Annotated in this window: 14 protein-coding genes; 3 read left to right on the top strand and 11 right to left on the bottom strand. The window is 54.4% G+C overall.

The features are described from left to right. Positions 1-146 precede the first annotated feature (146 nt). The gene (gene tmpT, locus MWU64_RS01330) at positions 147-806 is read right to left on the bottom strand and encodes a thiopurine S-methyltransferase (RefSeq protein ID WP_247059702.1); all 660 of its coding nucleotides are present in this window, start codon (positions 804-806) and stop codon (positions 147-149) included. A gap of 73 nt (positions 807-879) precedes the next feature. On the opposite strand from tmpT, the gene MWU64_RS01325 reads away from it, so the two are divergent. Beyond that, positions 880-1,812 (top strand): D-2-hydroxyacid dehydrogenase, encoded by a 933-nt coding sequence (locus MWU64_RS01325; RefSeq protein WP_247059695.1) that lies wholly within the window; start codon positions 880-882, stop codon positions 1,810-1,812. 74 nt (positions 1,813-1,886) lie between these two features. Beyond that, on the top strand, positions 1,887-3,209 hold the full coding sequence (locus MWU64_RS01320; RefSeq protein WP_247059687.1) for a YihY/virulence factor BrkB family protein: 1,323 nt from the start codon (positions 1,887-1,889) through the stop codon (positions 3,207-3,209). Positions 3,210-3,232: 23 nt separating this feature from the next. Here the strand turns inward: MWU64_RS01320 and MWU64_RS01315 are convergent, their stop codons facing one another. The 4 genes from MWU64_RS01315 to MWU64_RS01300 all read right to left on the bottom strand — a co-directional run bounded on the left by MWU64_RS01315 (position 3,233) and on the right by MWU64_RS01300 (position 7,812). Next, positions 3,233-4,270 carry an HDOD domain-containing protein gene (locus MWU64_RS01315; protein ID WP_247059685.1) on the bottom strand — a complete coding sequence of 346 codons (1,038 nt, stop codon included), beginning with the start codon at positions 4,268-4,270 and terminating at the stop codon, positions 3,233-3,235. A 75-nt stretch (positions 4,271-4,345) separates the two neighbouring features. Further along, positions 4,346-5,575: a hypothetical protein gene (locus MWU64_RS01310; protein ID WP_247059682.1), complete on the bottom strand. Its 1,230-nt coding sequence runs from the start codon at positions 5,573-5,575 to the stop codon at positions 4,346-4,348. A 137-nt stretch (positions 5,576-5,712) separates the two neighbouring features. Continuing rightward, positions 5,713-6,447 carry a 16S rRNA (uracil(1498)-N(3))-methyltransferase gene (locus MWU64_RS01305; RefSeq protein WP_247059672.1) on the bottom strand — a complete coding sequence of 245 codons (735 nt, stop codon included), beginning with the start codon at positions 6,445-6,447 and terminating at the stop codon, positions 5,713-5,715. A gap of 15 nt (positions 6,448-6,462) precedes the next feature. Next, positions 6,463-7,812 (bottom strand): adenosylmethionine--8-amino-7-oxononanoate transaminase, encoded by a 1,350-nt coding sequence (locus MWU64_RS01300; protein WP_247059670.1) that lies wholly within the window; start codon positions 7,810-7,812, stop codon positions 6,463-6,465. A gap of 250 nt (positions 7,813-8,062) precedes the next feature. On the opposite strand from MWU64_RS01300, the gene MWU64_RS01295 reads away from it, so the two are divergent. Further along, a complete protein-coding gene (locus MWU64_RS01295; protein WP_247059667.1) occupies positions 8,063-8,551 on the top strand; it encodes a DUF2505 domain-containing protein in 489 nt (162 codons plus the stop codon). A gap of 82 nt (positions 8,552-8,633) precedes the next feature. On the opposite strand, the gene ovoA is transcribed toward MWU64_RS01295, so the two are convergent. The 6 genes from ovoA to ahcY form a co-directional block, all read right to left on the bottom strand. Further along, positions 8,634-10,796 carry a 5-histidylcysteine sulfoxide synthase gene (gene ovoA, locus MWU64_RS01290; protein WP_247059665.1) on the bottom strand — a complete coding sequence of 721 codons (2,163 nt, stop codon included), beginning with the start codon at positions 10,794-10,796 and terminating at the stop codon, positions 8,634-8,636. Positions 10,797-10,930: 134 nt separating this feature from the next. Then, positions 10,931-11,677, bottom strand: coding sequence for an amino acid ABC transporter ATP-binding protein (locus MWU64_RS01285; RefSeq protein WP_281496194.1), 747 nt, complete (start codon positions 11,675-11,677; stop codon positions 10,931-10,933). A 13-nt stretch (positions 11,678-11,690) separates the two neighbouring features. Further along, positions 11,691-12,362: an amino acid ABC transporter permease gene (locus tag MWU64_RS01280; protein ID WP_247059663.1), complete on the bottom strand. Its 672-nt coding sequence runs from the start codon at positions 12,360-12,362 to the stop codon at positions 11,691-11,693. A gap of 71 nt (positions 12,363-12,433) precedes the next feature. Further along, positions 12,434-13,189: a transporter substrate-binding domain-containing protein gene (locus tag MWU64_RS01275; protein WP_247059661.1), complete on the bottom strand. Its 756-nt coding sequence runs from the start codon at positions 13,187-13,189 to the stop codon at positions 12,434-12,436. A gap of 217 nt (positions 13,190-13,406) precedes the next feature. Continuing rightward, complete coding sequence (gene metF / locus MWU64_RS01270) at positions 13,407-14,276, bottom strand: methylenetetrahydrofolate reductase [NAD(P)H] (protein ID WP_247059659.1); 870 nt, start codon at positions 14,274-14,276, stop codon at positions 13,407-13,409. 12 nt (positions 14,277-14,288) lie between these two features. Beyond that, positions 14,289-15,695: an adenosylhomocysteinase gene (ahcY, locus tag MWU64_RS01265; protein ID WP_247059657.1), complete on the bottom strand. Its 1,407-nt coding sequence runs from the start codon at positions 15,693-15,695 to the stop codon at positions 14,289-14,291. Positions 15,696-15,706 lie beyond the last annotated feature (11 nt).

The raw sequence follows: 15,706 nt of genomic DNA, 5'->3' as shown, positions 1-15,706 counted from the left end.
GGACAGTTCTAACTCACGCAGTGTCTCCGCAGTGCCCCGGCAGTGGTGATCCGGGGCCGTGTGAATGGTTGAATGGGTTGTTTAATTTGAGCTTAGTTCAGACTCGTGAGGTTGGACAGGCCGAGTGCAGAAAGGGTTCATTAAAATTATCTTTTGGTGAGTTTGAACACGCTTTCCGTGGCTCCTTTGCTCAGTCCTTTTCGCTTCGCGAAGGGGCTGTCGTGTGCCATGTCTTGCGTGTGTATCAGCGTAATGTTGTAGTCTTCAGAAAAGAGCTTGCGAACTTCGTCATCGCTGACATTAAAAGGAGGGCCTTTCATCTCCTGATTGTCGTAGTCGAGGGTGATCAGTAGTACGGTGAGGTTCTCCGGTGTGACGGCTGTCAGGTGATTGACATAGTCTTGGCGCATTTCCGGCGGCAGGGCGATAAGAGCAGCTCTGTCGTAGACCAGACGGATGTGTTTGAGGTCTTGTGGTACCAGCTGGAAAAAGTCACCGCACCAAAGCTGCAGATTGCCGTGAGTGAATGTGGTGAAAGGTTCGCCGGGGCTGACCATGGCTTTTTCGCCAGCTTCTTCGAAGAAGTCTTTGCACGCCACGTCGCTGAGCTCGACACCAATGATGGGGTGGCCCCGGTCGTTTAGCCACCACATGTCGTGGGCTTTGCCACACAGCGGTACAAACACCGCCTCGGTTCCTGAGCCGGCCAGTTCCGGCCAGTGGTCGTACAGGTATTGGTTGACGGTGCCTTCGTGAAAGCCAATTTGCTCTTTGGCCCAGCGTTCGTGCCAGAATTCGTGTTCCATAGTGCGCCTCCGGGATTGATCAATTTGTTTCAGTCTAGCTTAATCTGTTCATCGCTTGAGACAGGAGAAAAGTATGAAAGCCGTTTTTCTGGATGCCAAAACAATCGGGGATGATGTGGATTTGTCCCCCATCGAGGCGGTGACGGGCGGATTAACCTGCCATGAACGCACCGCACCGGAACAGATCTTGAGCCGTATTCGCGGGTTCGACACCGTGTTAGTGAACAAGGTGGTGTTGGGGCGAGAGCACTTTGAAGCGTGCCCGGAACTAAAAACCATCGCGGTGGTGGCAACCGGTTTGAACAATATTGATCTGGACGCCGCTAAAGAACACGGTATAGCGGTGCTCAATGTAACCCATTACGGCCGCTCCACCGTGGCCCAGCACACGATGGCGTTGATTCTGGCGTTGGCCACACGGCTTCTGGATTACAACCGCGATGCTCGCAACGGTACTTGGGCACGCAGCGACATGTTTTGCCTGATGGACCATCCAATCATGGAGCTTGAAGGCAAAACGCTGGGTATTTTGGGGTACGGCGATTTGGGGCAGGGTGTCGCTGAACGGGCGAAAGCGTTTGGCATGAACATTGTTCTGGGGTGCCGCCCCGGGCAGGAAGCGGGAAGTGTGGATGGTTATCCGCGTATTCCGTTGGACGAGCTGTTGGCACGGGCCGATGTGTTATCGCTGCATTGTTTGCTAACGGAAGAAACCCGAAACTTGATCGGTGAGCGAGAGCTGGGGCTGATGAAGCCGACAGCGTTGCTGATAAACACCAGCCGGGGAGGTTTGGTTGATGAACGTGCGTTGGCAAATGCGTTGAGGCAGGGGCAAATTGCCGGGGCAGGGTTCGATGTCTTAACCGAAGAGCCTCCGCGCAACGGTAACCCGCTGCTGGCTGAGGATATTCCGAATCTGATCGTGACGCCTCACTCCGCCTGGGCCAGTCGAGAGGCCCGGCAGCGGATTGTGGGCATTACCGCGAAAAACCTGAAAGCGGTTTAAAATGAGGAACAGCGGGTTGTTTACGGCCATCTGCCTGATAAGCTGTAGAAAAGACCAACAAAGTAGGGTTCTACGTGGCGTCTACACAATTTAAGGAGCGGCTTCAGGCCGCAGAAGACTGGATTCTTTCCAACCCTAATCCTCCTCAGTCCTGGCCGTGGACCTGGCTGTATAAGTCTGGCCGGTCTCTGTATGCCCTGGTTCGGGATGTCATCAGTGGTCAGCTGACTTTGCATTCCATGAGCTTGGTGTATACCACGCTCCTGAGTATTGTGCCTTTGCTGGCGCTGAGTTTCTCGGTGCTGAAGGCACTGGGTGTGCATCAGCGCATGGAACCGTTCCTGTATCAGTTTTTCCAGCCGATGGGGCCGCAAGGCATCGAGATCGCGGAGCAGATTCTCGGATTCGTCGATAACATCAAAGTTGGCGTGCTGGGGTCGGTGGGGCTGGCAATGCTGGTGTATACCGTGATCTCGCTGGTCCAGAAGATCGAGCGATCATTCAATATGATCTGGCGAGTGCCGGATATGCGCTCCATGGCACAGCGATTCAGCAACTACCTTAGCGTTATTATGGTGGGGCCACTGCTGATGGTGTCTGCAGTGGGGGCAACCGCCACGGTGTTGTCGTCGGATATCGTGCAAACGCTATTAGCCATTGAGCCGTTTGGCTCGCTCATTGTCATAGCCACCCGCTTTACGCCTTTCTTTCTGGTTGTGGCTGCGTTCACCTTTGTATACATCTTCATCCCCAACACCCGCGTCAAGTTCCGCTATGCCTTTATCGCGGGCCTGCTGGCGGGTATTTCCTGGCAGGCTGGCGGGATGCTTTTTGCGTCTTTCGTGGCGGGTTCGGCCAAATACGCAGCCATTTATTCAGGGTTTGCGGTCGGGATTATTTTGCTGATCTGGATCTACCTGAACTGGATGATTCTGTTGTTGGGAGCCAGTTTAGCGTTTTATATGCAAAATCCCGGCTCGGTTGCCAAAAAACGAAACGTGCAAATGGCGCCCGAACTGCAAGAGCGGGTCGCTCTGGCCTTGATGTGGATGGTGGCTAAGCCGTTCAGTCAGGGTGAACCCGCTCCACAACAGGAATCGTTAGAACACGAATTGCGAGTGCCCGGTGAGGTTACCCGGCGTGTCAGTGACAAATTAATCCGGGCCGGAGTACTGAGTTTGGCGGGGCGCAATGGCGACCAACTGGTGCCCGGGCGTGCACTCGATCTGATCACCATCGAGATGGTTCTGAAGGTGGTGCGCCGCGATGAAGATCGGGTGGTTGACCGCTTGCCCGCGAACGCATTGCCCACGCAGCTGATTGATGTGTCGTGCGGGCGTGACGATGTCAGTTTTGCGGAGCTGCTTGGCCAGCCGTCCGACCGTGACGCGAACTAGACCGCCGCGTTCGGTAACGGCGGCTAGTGTTCGTTGCCGCCTTCTTTGAGCATGGACAGCACAGCGGCTCGAACCTGGTCAAGTTGTTGAGGCGAGATGTGCACAGTCTTCAGCAGATCTTCCTCCGCCAGGTTGCGCTGCCGGGCATGACGAAGAACTTCCCGGGTGCCTACCAAAAGCCCATCCAGTAATGGCCAGTTGTCTTGTTTAGGGGCTGGCCGCTCGGCCGATAGCAGCCACGCGTGATACTTAGGCGGCAATGCCCAAACGTTGGCCAGCAACTGGCACGTGGCCCATTGATGCCTGGCCAGAGCCAGCCTGAGTAACGCAGGTTCCGGTTCGCTATCCAAATTCCCGGCTCTGCAGATGGCGGCAATCTCACGACGAATCGTGATGTAGGCCAAAGAAGGTAGTAAACCCACCATGAAATGGGCGCTGGTGTCTTCGTTATGAATTCTTGCGATCATCTCTGCGGAGCGTGCGCAGGTCAGGCCCCAACGCCATGCCCTTTGTGCGAAGAGCGCTTCCGAGCTGTTTCTCGCTGCCATCATTGGGCGCATTACCGCCGCTGCAATCACGTTACGGATGCCGTTCAAGCCGAGTACAAAAACCGCTTGGTCAACCGATTCGATCAGATAGTCTCCCGGCTTGAACTGCGGACTGTTGGCTACCTGAAGCAGCTGGTCGGTCAGGGACGGGTCACTCAGGATGATGTCGGTGATGTGCTTCCGGTCGGTGGTTTCCGCAGACAGCGCTCGCATGAGCATCGGTAAGGTGCCGGGTTTGCGTGGCAGCTCTTCCATGGTGTTGGTTTGCAAGCGGCGTTCTAACTCGGCCAGAACTTTGTCAGAGCCGGATGGCTTCTTGTTTAACCGGGCCGGCTGAGTGTTCAGCAACCAGCAAAACAGATGCTCTTCCAAGCGGGGGGGAGGTTTGGCTGCGGTCTCTTCGCTGGCGGCCAAGCTCTTTGGCGCGTGGTTGAACAGGCGAGTTTCTTGCGCATGGCGCGCGGGCTGTTTTTTCGAGAACAAGCCGGAAACCCAAGAAAAAAATCCCGGCATCCAATGCCTCCGAACGGGTATGTCTTGAGTGGTGTATCCCGTGAGTATAGATATGTGCAGCTTCTATGCACAGTCTTAAAGCAGCGTATCCCCGAAAATAAAGACCAACTGGCCGATACCGGCTGCCATACCGAGGAAAGCACCCACCAGAATCAGCTTGATTTCGTCTTCTTGAAAGCAGGGGCGTAGTAGATCCTGAAACTCTTCGGATGAAAGAGCGATCATCCTTTCCACCATGATGGATTCAACGGCGCGAGCCCGGTCTTTTTCAAAGGCCGGGTTGTCGAAAGAACTGTGCGAAATGCTAATGGCTTTCTCACCGACCTGATTTTTCAGTGCCGCAAAGCCGGTGGGGCCAAAGGCCATTTGTGTAAACGCTTTGCCCATACCCGCTGTTTCATCGACCAGCGGCTTGATGTGCTTCTTCACCATGTTGCGAGCACGGTCGCCTTTAGGGCCTTCAAGTATCCCTTGGATGATGTTGCCAACAGTAAGGATCTCATGGGTGACGATGTGGCAGAACGCTTGCGCCACTTCCGGCTGGCGCTTGAGGAACAGTCCCTGGATCTTCACCGGCCCAATTTTGTGCGGTTTCAAAGGGCGAAATATCACGTTGAGGGCAATCCAGTTGGTCGCCCAGCCCACCAACAGGCCAAACACAGGGAGTACCCAGATCGCTGGATAAAAGTACCAGACGGCCATTTGGATGAGGCCGAAGAGAAAGCCAAAGTAGAGGCCAGAGTTGATGATGAACCGAAATTCGACATCTCCGCACTCTAGGAAAATGCGGTTCAGCAGCCGTTTATCTTTGGCCAGACGGTCGATCACCATGCCTTTGATGTCGAGCAGGTCTTCGATGTTGTTGGCGATGTCCTGAACCAGGTTGTCCACTAGCTTCGGGGCGGCTTTTCTAACTCGGTCGTAAACCAGTTTGCGTGCCGACGATGGCAAGTTTTCCCAGAAGGTGGGATGTTCTCTGAGCATGAGTTCGTCGACGTATTCTTCAACTCGCGGTTCGACGGTGTAGATGATGTGGGCAGCGAGAACGTTCGGGTCTATTTGCTCGAAAATCTCCTCAACGGTGCCGATTTTGGAGATAGTGGCATCAACGCTGATGGCAGCCATTTTTCTGGCTTTCGAGGGAATGATGCCCTGCCAGCCGAGCCGGGGCGGCTTGCCGATGAATTCCAAAGGATAGAACGTCATCTTGATAGCCAACCAATTGGTACCCCATCCGATCATAGCGGCGATTACAGGAATGCTGAGGTACTGCCAGAATTCCGGGGTCGAAAATAAATCTGTCATCCTGAGCTCGCATCGTCAGTTGTTATTGCCAGAAGGGTTTCGGCTGGCTTTCGATAAGCTATGAATGATGTGGAGCACGGCAGGTTCTGTCAATGACTGAGTTGCCGCTGAAATTGCGTGCCACGGCCATGCTTGGATTAACCGCCGATGTCTCCCCACAACCACTGACACAGGGCCATGGCCGCTACCGGAGCGGTTTCTGTGCGCAGAACCCGGGGGCCAAGTGCGACGGGGAGAAACCCGTTTCGTTCCGCTTGGGCAATCTCGTCGGCGGTTAATCCGCCTTCGGGGCCGATCATCAGAGCGACGTTGGCGGGCTTGTCGAGCGTGTTCAAAGATTGTTCCGTGCGGTGGTGTAGTACCAGTCTCAGGTCGCAGGATTGGCTGTATTCCAGCCATTCTTGCACTGACATAACTGGCAGGATGTCCGGCACCTTGGCGCGGCCGCATTGCTCCGCCGCGCTGATTGCCACTTGCTGCCAGTGGCGCAGGCGTTTTTCCTCGCGGTCGCCTTTCAGCTTTACATCACTGCGTTGGGTGCTGAGCGGCACAATGGTGGTAACGCCCATTTCTACGGCCTTTTGAACGGCGTAGTCCATGCGATCACCTTTCGACAATGTTTGCCCGAGGATGATCTTGAGTGGCGATTCTGTTGAATTGTCTTCCTGGCCCGAGACTTCGACCGTGACGTTCTTTTTGCTGGCCTGAATGATGGTCGCACGGTAATCGCAGCCATCGTTGTTGAAAAGCCGAAGCTCTTGCCCCCCTTGCATGCGCAGTACCCGGCCAACGTGATTCGCGGCGTTTTCATCGAGTTCACACTGGCTGCCTACGTTCAGCGGGCTGTCGGTGAAAATTCTGGGTATACGCATGGGGCTCGGTGCTCCTTAGCCTTTTACGGCGATGTCGATGCCTTCAGTAGCCACCTGAGCCAAATGACGAATCTGGTCTTCAGTGATGACATAAGGGGGCATGAAATATACCACGTTCCCTAATGGTCGTAGCAGGGCCTCGCGTGTCAAAGAGTGTTGGTACACTTTCAGGCCACGGCGTTCTTGCCACGGGAACGGGGTTTTGGACGTTTTGTCTTTGACCATTTCGATGGCCAGCGTCATACCGTGTTGGCGGATGTCGCCAACGTGAGGATGGTCGGCCAGATGGGCGACGGATTCGGCCATGCAGCGAGACAGCTGACGGTTTTTTTCGATGACATTGTCGTCCCGAAAAATGTCCAACGTGGCCAGAGCAACGGCGCAGCCGATGGGGTTGCCGGTGTAGCTGTGGCTGTGCAGGAAGGCTTTCAGAGTTTCGTAGTCGTCATAGAACGCATCGTAGACGGTATCGGTGGTCAGCACGACCGAGAGCGGCAGGTAGCCAGCCGTCAGGCCTTTGGACAAACACATGAAGTCAGGCGTGATGCCGGATTGTTCGCAGGCAAACATAGTGCCGGTGCGGCCAAATCCGACGGCAATTTCATCGGCTATCAAATGCACGCCGTAGCGATCACAGGCCTCACGCAACTTGGTGTGGTAAATCGGGTGGTGCATGCGCATGCCGCCGGCACACTGAATTAGCGGCTCCACCACAACGGCGCAGATTTCATCGTGTTTTTCAGCCAACAGCTTTTCCATCGCCTCGAACTGACGCAACGCGTACTCTTCGTCGGTTTCGCCGGGCTCTGCGTGGTAAGCATCCGGAGACGGGGCCGTGATCACTTCCATCAGCAACGGTTGGTAGGTGTCTTTATAGAGGCCAACATCGCCGAGCGCCAAAGCCCCCAAGGTTTCACCGTGGTAACTGTTGCTCAGGTTTACAAAGTTCTTTTTGCCCGGCTTACCCAGGTTCTTCCAGTAGTGAAAGCTCATTTTGAGCGCCGCTTCGATGGCCGATGAACCGTTATCGGCATAGAAACATTTGTTGAGCCCTTCCGGCGTTACCTCAATAAGCCGTTCGGAAAGGTTCACGACCGGTTCGTGGGTGAAACCGGCAAGAATGACATGCTCCAGCTCGCTCACCTGCTGCTGAATCGCCGCGTTGATTCTGGGGTTGGCGTGGCCGAAAAGATTGACCCACCATGAACTGACCGCGTCTATAAACCGATTGTTTTCGAAATCTTCCAACCAAACACCTTCACCACGCTTGATGGGCACCAGTGGCAGGGTTTCGTGGTCTTTCATCTGAGTGCAGGGGTGCCACACAGATTTGAGGCCGCGGGCGACAAGATCAGCATTACGCATAGGGCGGGGCTCCAGTAGGGCAGTCGTTGTAAGATCAAATTTGTCGGCTGTTAACCAAAAGAGATAATACAGTTAACGGCGGCGACTGGCCACCGCCAAACGTGGTAGAGCATTGGCAGAGAGGCCAGCAATAAATCGCTAAAATGTGATCTGATCGCTCTGGCCTCCTTGCCAGAGCGCGCCGCCCTCTGGGCCAATGCTGTAGGCCGCGCGTGTCGCAACAATAGCGTCATCATACGATGGAGGATTTATGGAACTGACTCTTGAGCATTCATACGATGCTGGCGTGGATCACGTGATCAGTCACTTTTTTTCAGAGGACCTCATTCTAGCCAAGAACGAAAAACTGGGTGCTCGCAACGTAAAAGTTGTTGATGCGCAAAAAGACGATGCCGCTGGAAAGCTGGTTGTCGAGCGTGAAATGACAGCGTCAACTCAGGTGCCGGGAGTGCTCGCGAGTTTTCACCGAGAGTGGAACGAAATCCGTCAGGAAGAGCATTGGGTCAAAAAAGATGATGACGAGTGGCACTGCGAGTTCCGGGTGAAAGTGGAAGGGGTACCGGCCAAGATCAAAGGTGTTATGCGGGTTAAGGGGAACGGTGAACGCTGTATCAACCACATCAACCTTACGGTGAAATCTGATGTGCCTTTTCTAGGTAAAAAGATTGCGCGCTTCCTGGCGGATGACACCCGTACCAAGATCAATGAGGAGCACGAGGCCATAGTGTCTTTGCTTTGAAGGCGATATTGAGCCTGCCTCCGTTATAGGGGCAGGCTCATCATGTATTGGCGAGCCGGAAGGCCTGGCCCGCCAATCTCGCTTACCGCGGCCGTCGTTCCCAAAGGGTCACTTCCGATAAGGTATGTTGGAACTTGTGCTGGGTCTCGCGGATCACAAAGGGCACCTTCTCTGGCGCCTGTATGAGTCGAAAATTCGGGGTCAATAACTCTTTCAGACCGTCTAAGGTGGTGTAATCTTCACCGTCTTTTTTGAATCCCCCGATCCACTCTTCTTTCGGAGTGTGCTCTTCCATCCAGGTATAAGGTGAGGCGATCAGCAGAACACCACCGTCATTAATGCGTTCGTGGATACTGCATAGGAATTGTTTCGGCTTGTAGAGCCGGTCGATGAGATTTGCTGCCAATACGAGATCATACCCCGTGTGGTGGGGCTTGAGATTACAGGCATCGCCTTGCTGAAAGGACACTCTGTTTGCGGTCTTGTCCAGCCCCAGGTCTTTAAGGGAGCGGGTATGATAACTGACCAGATCGCCTTCTTCCGTTCGTGCATAGCGCACGGAGCCCTGTTCGGCCATCTCAGTGCCTAGCCGAATAAAGTTGGCCGAAAAATCGACACCATCCACGGCATCAAAATGTTTGGCTAACTCGAAGCTGGCGCGACCGCAGGCACAGCCCAGGTCCAAGGCTTTTCGGGCAGGCTTTCCCGCCATGGCTTCGAGCGCACGCTCAGACAGAGCCAAGGGGAAATTGCGAACTCCGTGCCAGGAATCACCGAAGTGGAATTCAGCGTATTCGGTTAGCAAACGGTCGCTTTCATAGTAGGCATCGGGTTGCGCGACTTCAGTGTCGGACGAGACATAACGAAAGCCCGCGTGCTGAAAGAAGTGCTTTCTAAAAGCGTAACGGGCGGACAAGCGTGCTTCATTACCGCACGAAGCCCAAGAGCCCCCCTTCATCAGGTTGTGTTGGCCGTCAAACGTGGGGGTGGTGAAGTCATCGTAAAGGGGGTGCACTTTGAAGCCGTCGAACGGATAAGTCGGCGTTTCAGTCCACTGCCAGACATTGCCCACTACATCGAACCATTTGCCATGGCGAAACCGTGTGACGGGGCATGAAGACGCGCCGTGGTCAAGATGCAGATTGGCGTTGGCTGGCCGTTCTGATATTTCGTTAACGCCAGCTTCTGAACATAGCCGGTACCACTCGTCTTCGGTGGGCAGCCGAATGGGCTGGCCAGTCTGCTCTTTCTTCCAGTTACAAAAGGCTTTGGCCTCGTGATAGTTCACTTCGACTGGCCAATCCCAAGGCATTTCAATTTCTTCAGTCATCAGGCGCAGGTGCCAACGATTCCGCCAGCGCCAGAAAGTCGGGTGCTTGGCTTGGCTAAACTGACGCCAGGCTTGGCCTTCTTCCGTCCAGTATTGACTTTCCTCGTAACCACCGTCTTCTACGAATGCCAGATACTCCTGGTTGCTGACCAGGTACTGACTCGCTTTGAACTCATGCACGTCAGCATGATGTTCCCCGTATTCGTTGTCCCATCCATAGTAGACGTCGTCATGGGATTTACCGATATCTACTGTGCCGGCGGGAACCGTCATCAAGCTGTTTTCCGGCGCTTCTCCGGTTTCGCGAATCGGTAACCATTCTGCTTGAGGCCGAACCTTGTCCAGTTCATGCTGGCGGATTAGAACCGAACTTGTTTCAAGGTGAATTCGTTCGTGTTCGATGCCCATTACGATGGGCCACCAAGGGGTGTCCCAGGCAACAGGGATGTTCAGGGGTAGGGTCTCGATCAGGTTGAGTACGGTGCTACGTACCTTGGCACGATACTCAAAAACGGCTGAGGGGCTAGGCCAATCGTAGTGATCTTCGTCTAAGTCATCCCAGCTCATCTCATCAACACCTACAGCAAAAACAGACTCCATGTAGGGATCAATCCGCTCAGGTAAAAGCTTTGCCAAGACCAGTTTGTTCACAAAAAACGTGGCGGTGTGGCCCAGGTAAAAAATGAGTGGATGCCGCAGCGGAATGGGTTTTTGGTAGAAAGCAGATTCGTCCGCCAAGCAGTTGAACAGTCGGGTGTAAATATCAAAGGTATTGGTAAAGTACTGTGCAATTTCCAGTCGTTTTTGCTCGACATCGTGTCCATCGAGCTTGGGTGTTCGGAGCAGCGATAAGGAAGTTTTTTCCGATTCAGGGGAGCCTGCTGCTGAAAGATCTTCGTGTGGGGGCTTGCTCATTTAGGACTCGTCCTGTTTGTTGATGCCATTTATTCAATTCTTGAATTCACAGGAGAAAACCCCCGGCCTCATTGATTTACGAGCTTTTGAGACCGGTGGATCAATGTTGACGGGCTTTCTTTGGCCGCTGGGTTCTAATGCGCCAATACCCGGGATAAGAACGCTTGCGTCCTTTCGTTTTGCGGGTTGTCGAACACATCTGACGGTTTGCCTTCTTCGACAATCTGCCCTTCGTGAATGTAAATAACCCGGTCAGCCACTTCACGTGCGAAGCCCATCTCGTGGGTGACCACCATCATGGTCATGCCTTCTTTGGCCAGCTCCCGCATTACATCCAGCACTTCACCGATCATTTCCGGGTCAAGCGCCGATGTTGGTTCATCGAACAGCATCAGCCTGGGCTCCATGGCCAGCGCCCGGGCAATGGCGACTCGCTGCTGCTGCCCGCCAGATAGCTGGTTTGGGTATTTGTCGGCTTGGTTGCCAATGCCGACGCGCTCAAGAAGCCGCTCGGCGGTAGCGTTGGCGACAACCTGGGAGGTGTTTTTTACTTTCATTGGCGCCAACATGATGTTTTTTCTCACGGTCAGGTGAGGGAACAGATTGAACTGCTGGAACACCATGCCCACTTCTTTGCGGATCTCAGCCAGTGTTTTCTGGTTGCCGCCTTTGGGGGCCAAAGCTTGGTTATCAACACTTAATGAGCCGGATTCGTACTCTTCCAAACCGTTGACACAGCGGATCAGGGTGGATTTACCGGAGCCACTGGCACCGATGATCACCACCACTTCACCTTGTTCAACGGTCAGGTCTATATCTTTAAGGACATGCAGTTTGCCGAAATATTTGTTCATGCCCTTCATCGTGACTATCTGAGTCATGGTTCGGATTCCTTCAGACGGATGCAAGGCCGCGGCGTTCCATTAGCCGCAGAACCAGAGACAAGGACAAGGTAATCGCCAAATACATCAGCGCCACCACAAAATAAACTTCAAATGCGGTAAAGGTGTTGGCGATGTAAACCTGACCCTGACGCACCAGTTCGCCGACACCGATGACCGAGAACAGGGACGTGTCCTTGATGCTCACGATGGCCTGGTTGCCGAGCGGCGGGATCATACGCCGGAAGGCTTGCGGCCAGATGATCGACCAGAACGTTTGGGTACGTGACAAGCCCAAAGACAGGCCCGCTTCGCTTTGGCCTTTGGCGATCGACTGTACGCCGCCACGAACCACTTCCGAAATGTACGCGCCGGAGTTCAGAGCAATGGCGGCAATACCGGCTGTGAGTGGGTCGATAGGGCCGCCGACCAAGTCGGGCAAGCCGTAGAAGATGAACAGTACCTGCACCAGAATCGGCGTACCGCGAAAGATCTCGATGTAAGCGGTGGCCGGCCAGCGCAGAAACCAATTCTTGTTGATACTCAACAAGCCGAAAATGATGCCCAGAACAAACCCGATGGCTAGGCCACCGAAGGAAATCATCAGAGTGTAAGGGATACCCTTGGCGAGATAGGGGATGGAATGTATTGCTGCCTGCCAGTCAAATTGAAACTGGAATTCCACAGTAGGTGTCTCCGTTGAGTTGGGAGTAACCGGTCAGGGCGTTGTGCGCCCTGACCGGCACGAGTGGAGGGTTATTTGTCTTCAGGCATCGGCCCGAACCATTTTTCATAAATGGTTTTGTAAGTGCCATCGTCTTTGATTTCGGCCAACGCTTCGTTGACCGGGCCAACCCATTTGCTGCCTTTCTTCAGCGCAATGCCGTACTGCTGGCCTTCGTAAAGTGGGCCCACAACTTTGACCTTTCCCTTACCCTTGGTGCTGGCAAAGTAGCCGACGTTCGGCGCGTCGTAGAAAACCGCGTCAACCGCGCGCGACATCAGCGCCATGTACATGTCGGCGCTGCCGGGGTAGGGCGTTACGCCGTCATCGTCGTCGAGGGTTTTCATCAGGTAGTCGTAACTGGTACTACCGATTTTCGAACCGATTTTTTTGCCTTCAAGATCGGACATCTCGTCCATATCGGAGTCGGTACGAACCAGAATTCGAAGGCCGGAGTCGTAATACGGATCGGAGAAATCAACGATCTCGCCGCGCTCTTCGGTGATGGTGATACCCGCGATGGCGATGTCTACGTTGCCCGTTTGCAGGGCGGGGATAATGCCGTTGAAATCCATGGTGTTCAGGTCGTAGTCAAAGCCTGCCCGTTCAGCCACCTCGGCGATGATTTCCATGTCGAAACCGACCATTTCGCCGGTTTCCTGATCCATCATTTCAAAGGGAACGAAACTGGGGTCTGTAACGACTCGAAGAGTCTCTGCACTGACCGACGATGCGGCCACGGATAGTGCCAAACCTGCGCCCAGTGTTTTTAGCCATTTGCTGCTCATGCTTTCTCCTAAGTCTTGTTATGGTTCCTTCTGCCCGGTAAGACAGACCACGATGACGCAGGGTTGTGTTTGCGCATCACGGGGAACGTAAATGGGATTGCATCAGATACACTTTAGACTAAAAAACGAGGGGTTTCAGGTAATCAGGGAGGATTATTCGGCAGAATTTAAAAGAAAAACTCTCTCCCGGGGTGGGAGAGAGTCGATTGAAAAAAGATCAGAAGGAGATCTTTTCCCGGTCGGTAATGCCCAGATTCTTCCAGATCGAAAGGCTGGGTTCGGTCTGGTTCAGGGTATAGAAGTGCAATCCGGGTGCGCCGGCCTTGAGCAGATCTTCGCACATGCGGGTCACCACTTCTTCACCAAACTTCCGGATGCTGACGGTGTCGTCGCCGTAAGCTTCCAGCTGCTTGCGGATCCAACGCGGGATTTCCGCGCCGCACATGTCGGAGAAACGCACCAGACTGGAGAAGTTGACGATGGGCATGATGCCCGGCACCACCGGAATGGTGATGTTCATCTTCTCCAGACGATCGATGAAATAGAAGTAGCTGTCCGCGTTAAAGAAGTACTGGGTGATCGCACTGTTGGCGCCAGCCTGTACCTTGCGGGCAAAATTCTTCAGATCATCTTCCGCGCTGCGAGCCTGCGGGTGGAATTCCGGGTAGGCGGCCACTTCGAGGTTGAAGTGATCGCCACTGTGTTCCCGAATGAACTCGACCAGCTCGTTGGCGTAACGCAGTTCGCCGGAAGCACCCATGCCAGAGGGCAGGTCGCCCCGCAGGGCCACGATCCGGTTGATGCCGTTGGCTTTATACTCGTCCAGCAGTTCGCCGATCTCGGCGCGGCTTCCGCCCACGCAGGACAGGTGCGGCGCTGTGGAGATCCCCTGCTGATGCAGGTTCAGCACGGTTTCAATCGTGCGGTCACGGGTTGAGCCGCCTGCACCGAAGGTGACCGAGAAAAAATCCGGGTTCACCTCGGCGAGCTGATCGCGGACAACCTGAAGTTTTTCTTTTCCCGCATCTGTTTTAGGCGGGAAAAACTCGAAGCTGAAGCGACGTTTGAATTGTTTTTGGGATTGCATGATTCTATCCGCTTAGTACCTGTATGTTTCTGGCTTGTACGGGCCTTCGACCGGCACGCCGATGTACTTGGCTTGGTCCGGGGTCATCTTGGTGATCACACCACCGAAGCCTTCAACCATAGCGCGAGCCACTTCTTCATCCAGCTGCTTGGGCAGTACCTGAACGTAGATGCCTTTGGCCCGAGCGTCTTCCGGCAGGTCGGCAAACTTGCGTTCGAACAAGTACATCTGAGCCAGCACCTGGTTGGCGAAGGAGCCGTCCATGATCCGTGACGGGTGACCGGTTGCGTTGCCCAGGTTCACCAAGCGACCTTCGGACAGCAGGATCAGGTGGTCGTTGGTAGCCTTGTCGCGGTAGATCAGGTGTACCTGCGGCTTAACCTCGTCCCATTCCCAGTTCTTACGCATGTAAGCGGTGTCGATTTCGTTGTCGAAGTGGCCGATGTTGCACACCACAGCGCCGCTCTTCAGAGCTTTCAGCATGTTGGCGTCGCACACGTTGACGTTACCGGTGGTGGTAACCAGCAGATCGGTGGTGCCCAGCAGGTCGGCGTTGATGCCTTGCTCGGTGCCGGTGTTGATGCCGTCGATGTACGGAGAAACCACTTCAAAGCCGTCCATGCAGGCTTGCATGGCGCAGATTGGGTCCGCTTCGGTGACTTTTACGATCATGCCTTCCTGGCGCAAGGACAGGGCAGAACCTTTACCTACGTCGCCGTAGCCGATAACCAAAGCTTTCTTGCCAGACAACAGGTGGTCGGTGGCGCGCTTGATGGCATCGTTCAGGCTGTGGCGGCAGCCGTACTTGTTGTCATTCTTGGATTTGGTCACGGAATCGTTCACGTTGATCGCCGGGATCTTCAGGGTGCCGTCGCGCAGCATTTCCTGCAGGCGGTGAACGCCGGTGGTGGTTTCTTCGGTAACACCGTGACAGTTGGCAATGATCTGAGGGTATTCTTTATGCAGCAGTTCGGTCAGGTCGCCGCCGTCGTCCAGGATCATGTTGGGTTCCCAGCCGTCTACGTCTGCGCCAACGGTCTTGTGCAGGCACCATTCGTATTCTTCGTCGGTTTCACCTTTCCAGGCGAAAACAGGAATGCCTTGCGCAGCGATGGCCGCAGCGGCTTGGTCCTGGGTAGAGAAAATGTTGCACGAAGACCAGCGCACGTTCGCGCCCAGCTCGACCAGTGTTTCGATCAGCACGGCGGTCTGAATGGTCATGTGAATACAGCCCATGATGTTGGCGCCTTTCAGCGGCTGCTCGGCTTTGTATTTTTCACGCAGTTTCATCAGTGCGGGCATTTCGCCTTCGGCGATCTGAATCTCTTTGCGGCCCCAATCGGCGAGGGCAATATCGTGTACTTTGTAATCGTCGAAGTTGCTCATAGGTGTTCTCCGGTTTGTTCTGTTTAGGCGCATGAGATTGTTCA

This window comes from Marinobacter sp. S0848L (assembly GCF_023016065.1).
Lineage (GTDB): Bacteria > Pseudomonadota > Gammaproteobacteria > Pseudomonadales > Oleiphilaceae > Marinobacter.
Note: the sequence above shows the minus strand (reverse complement) of the source record. Positions and strands in the feature narration are given on the sequence as shown.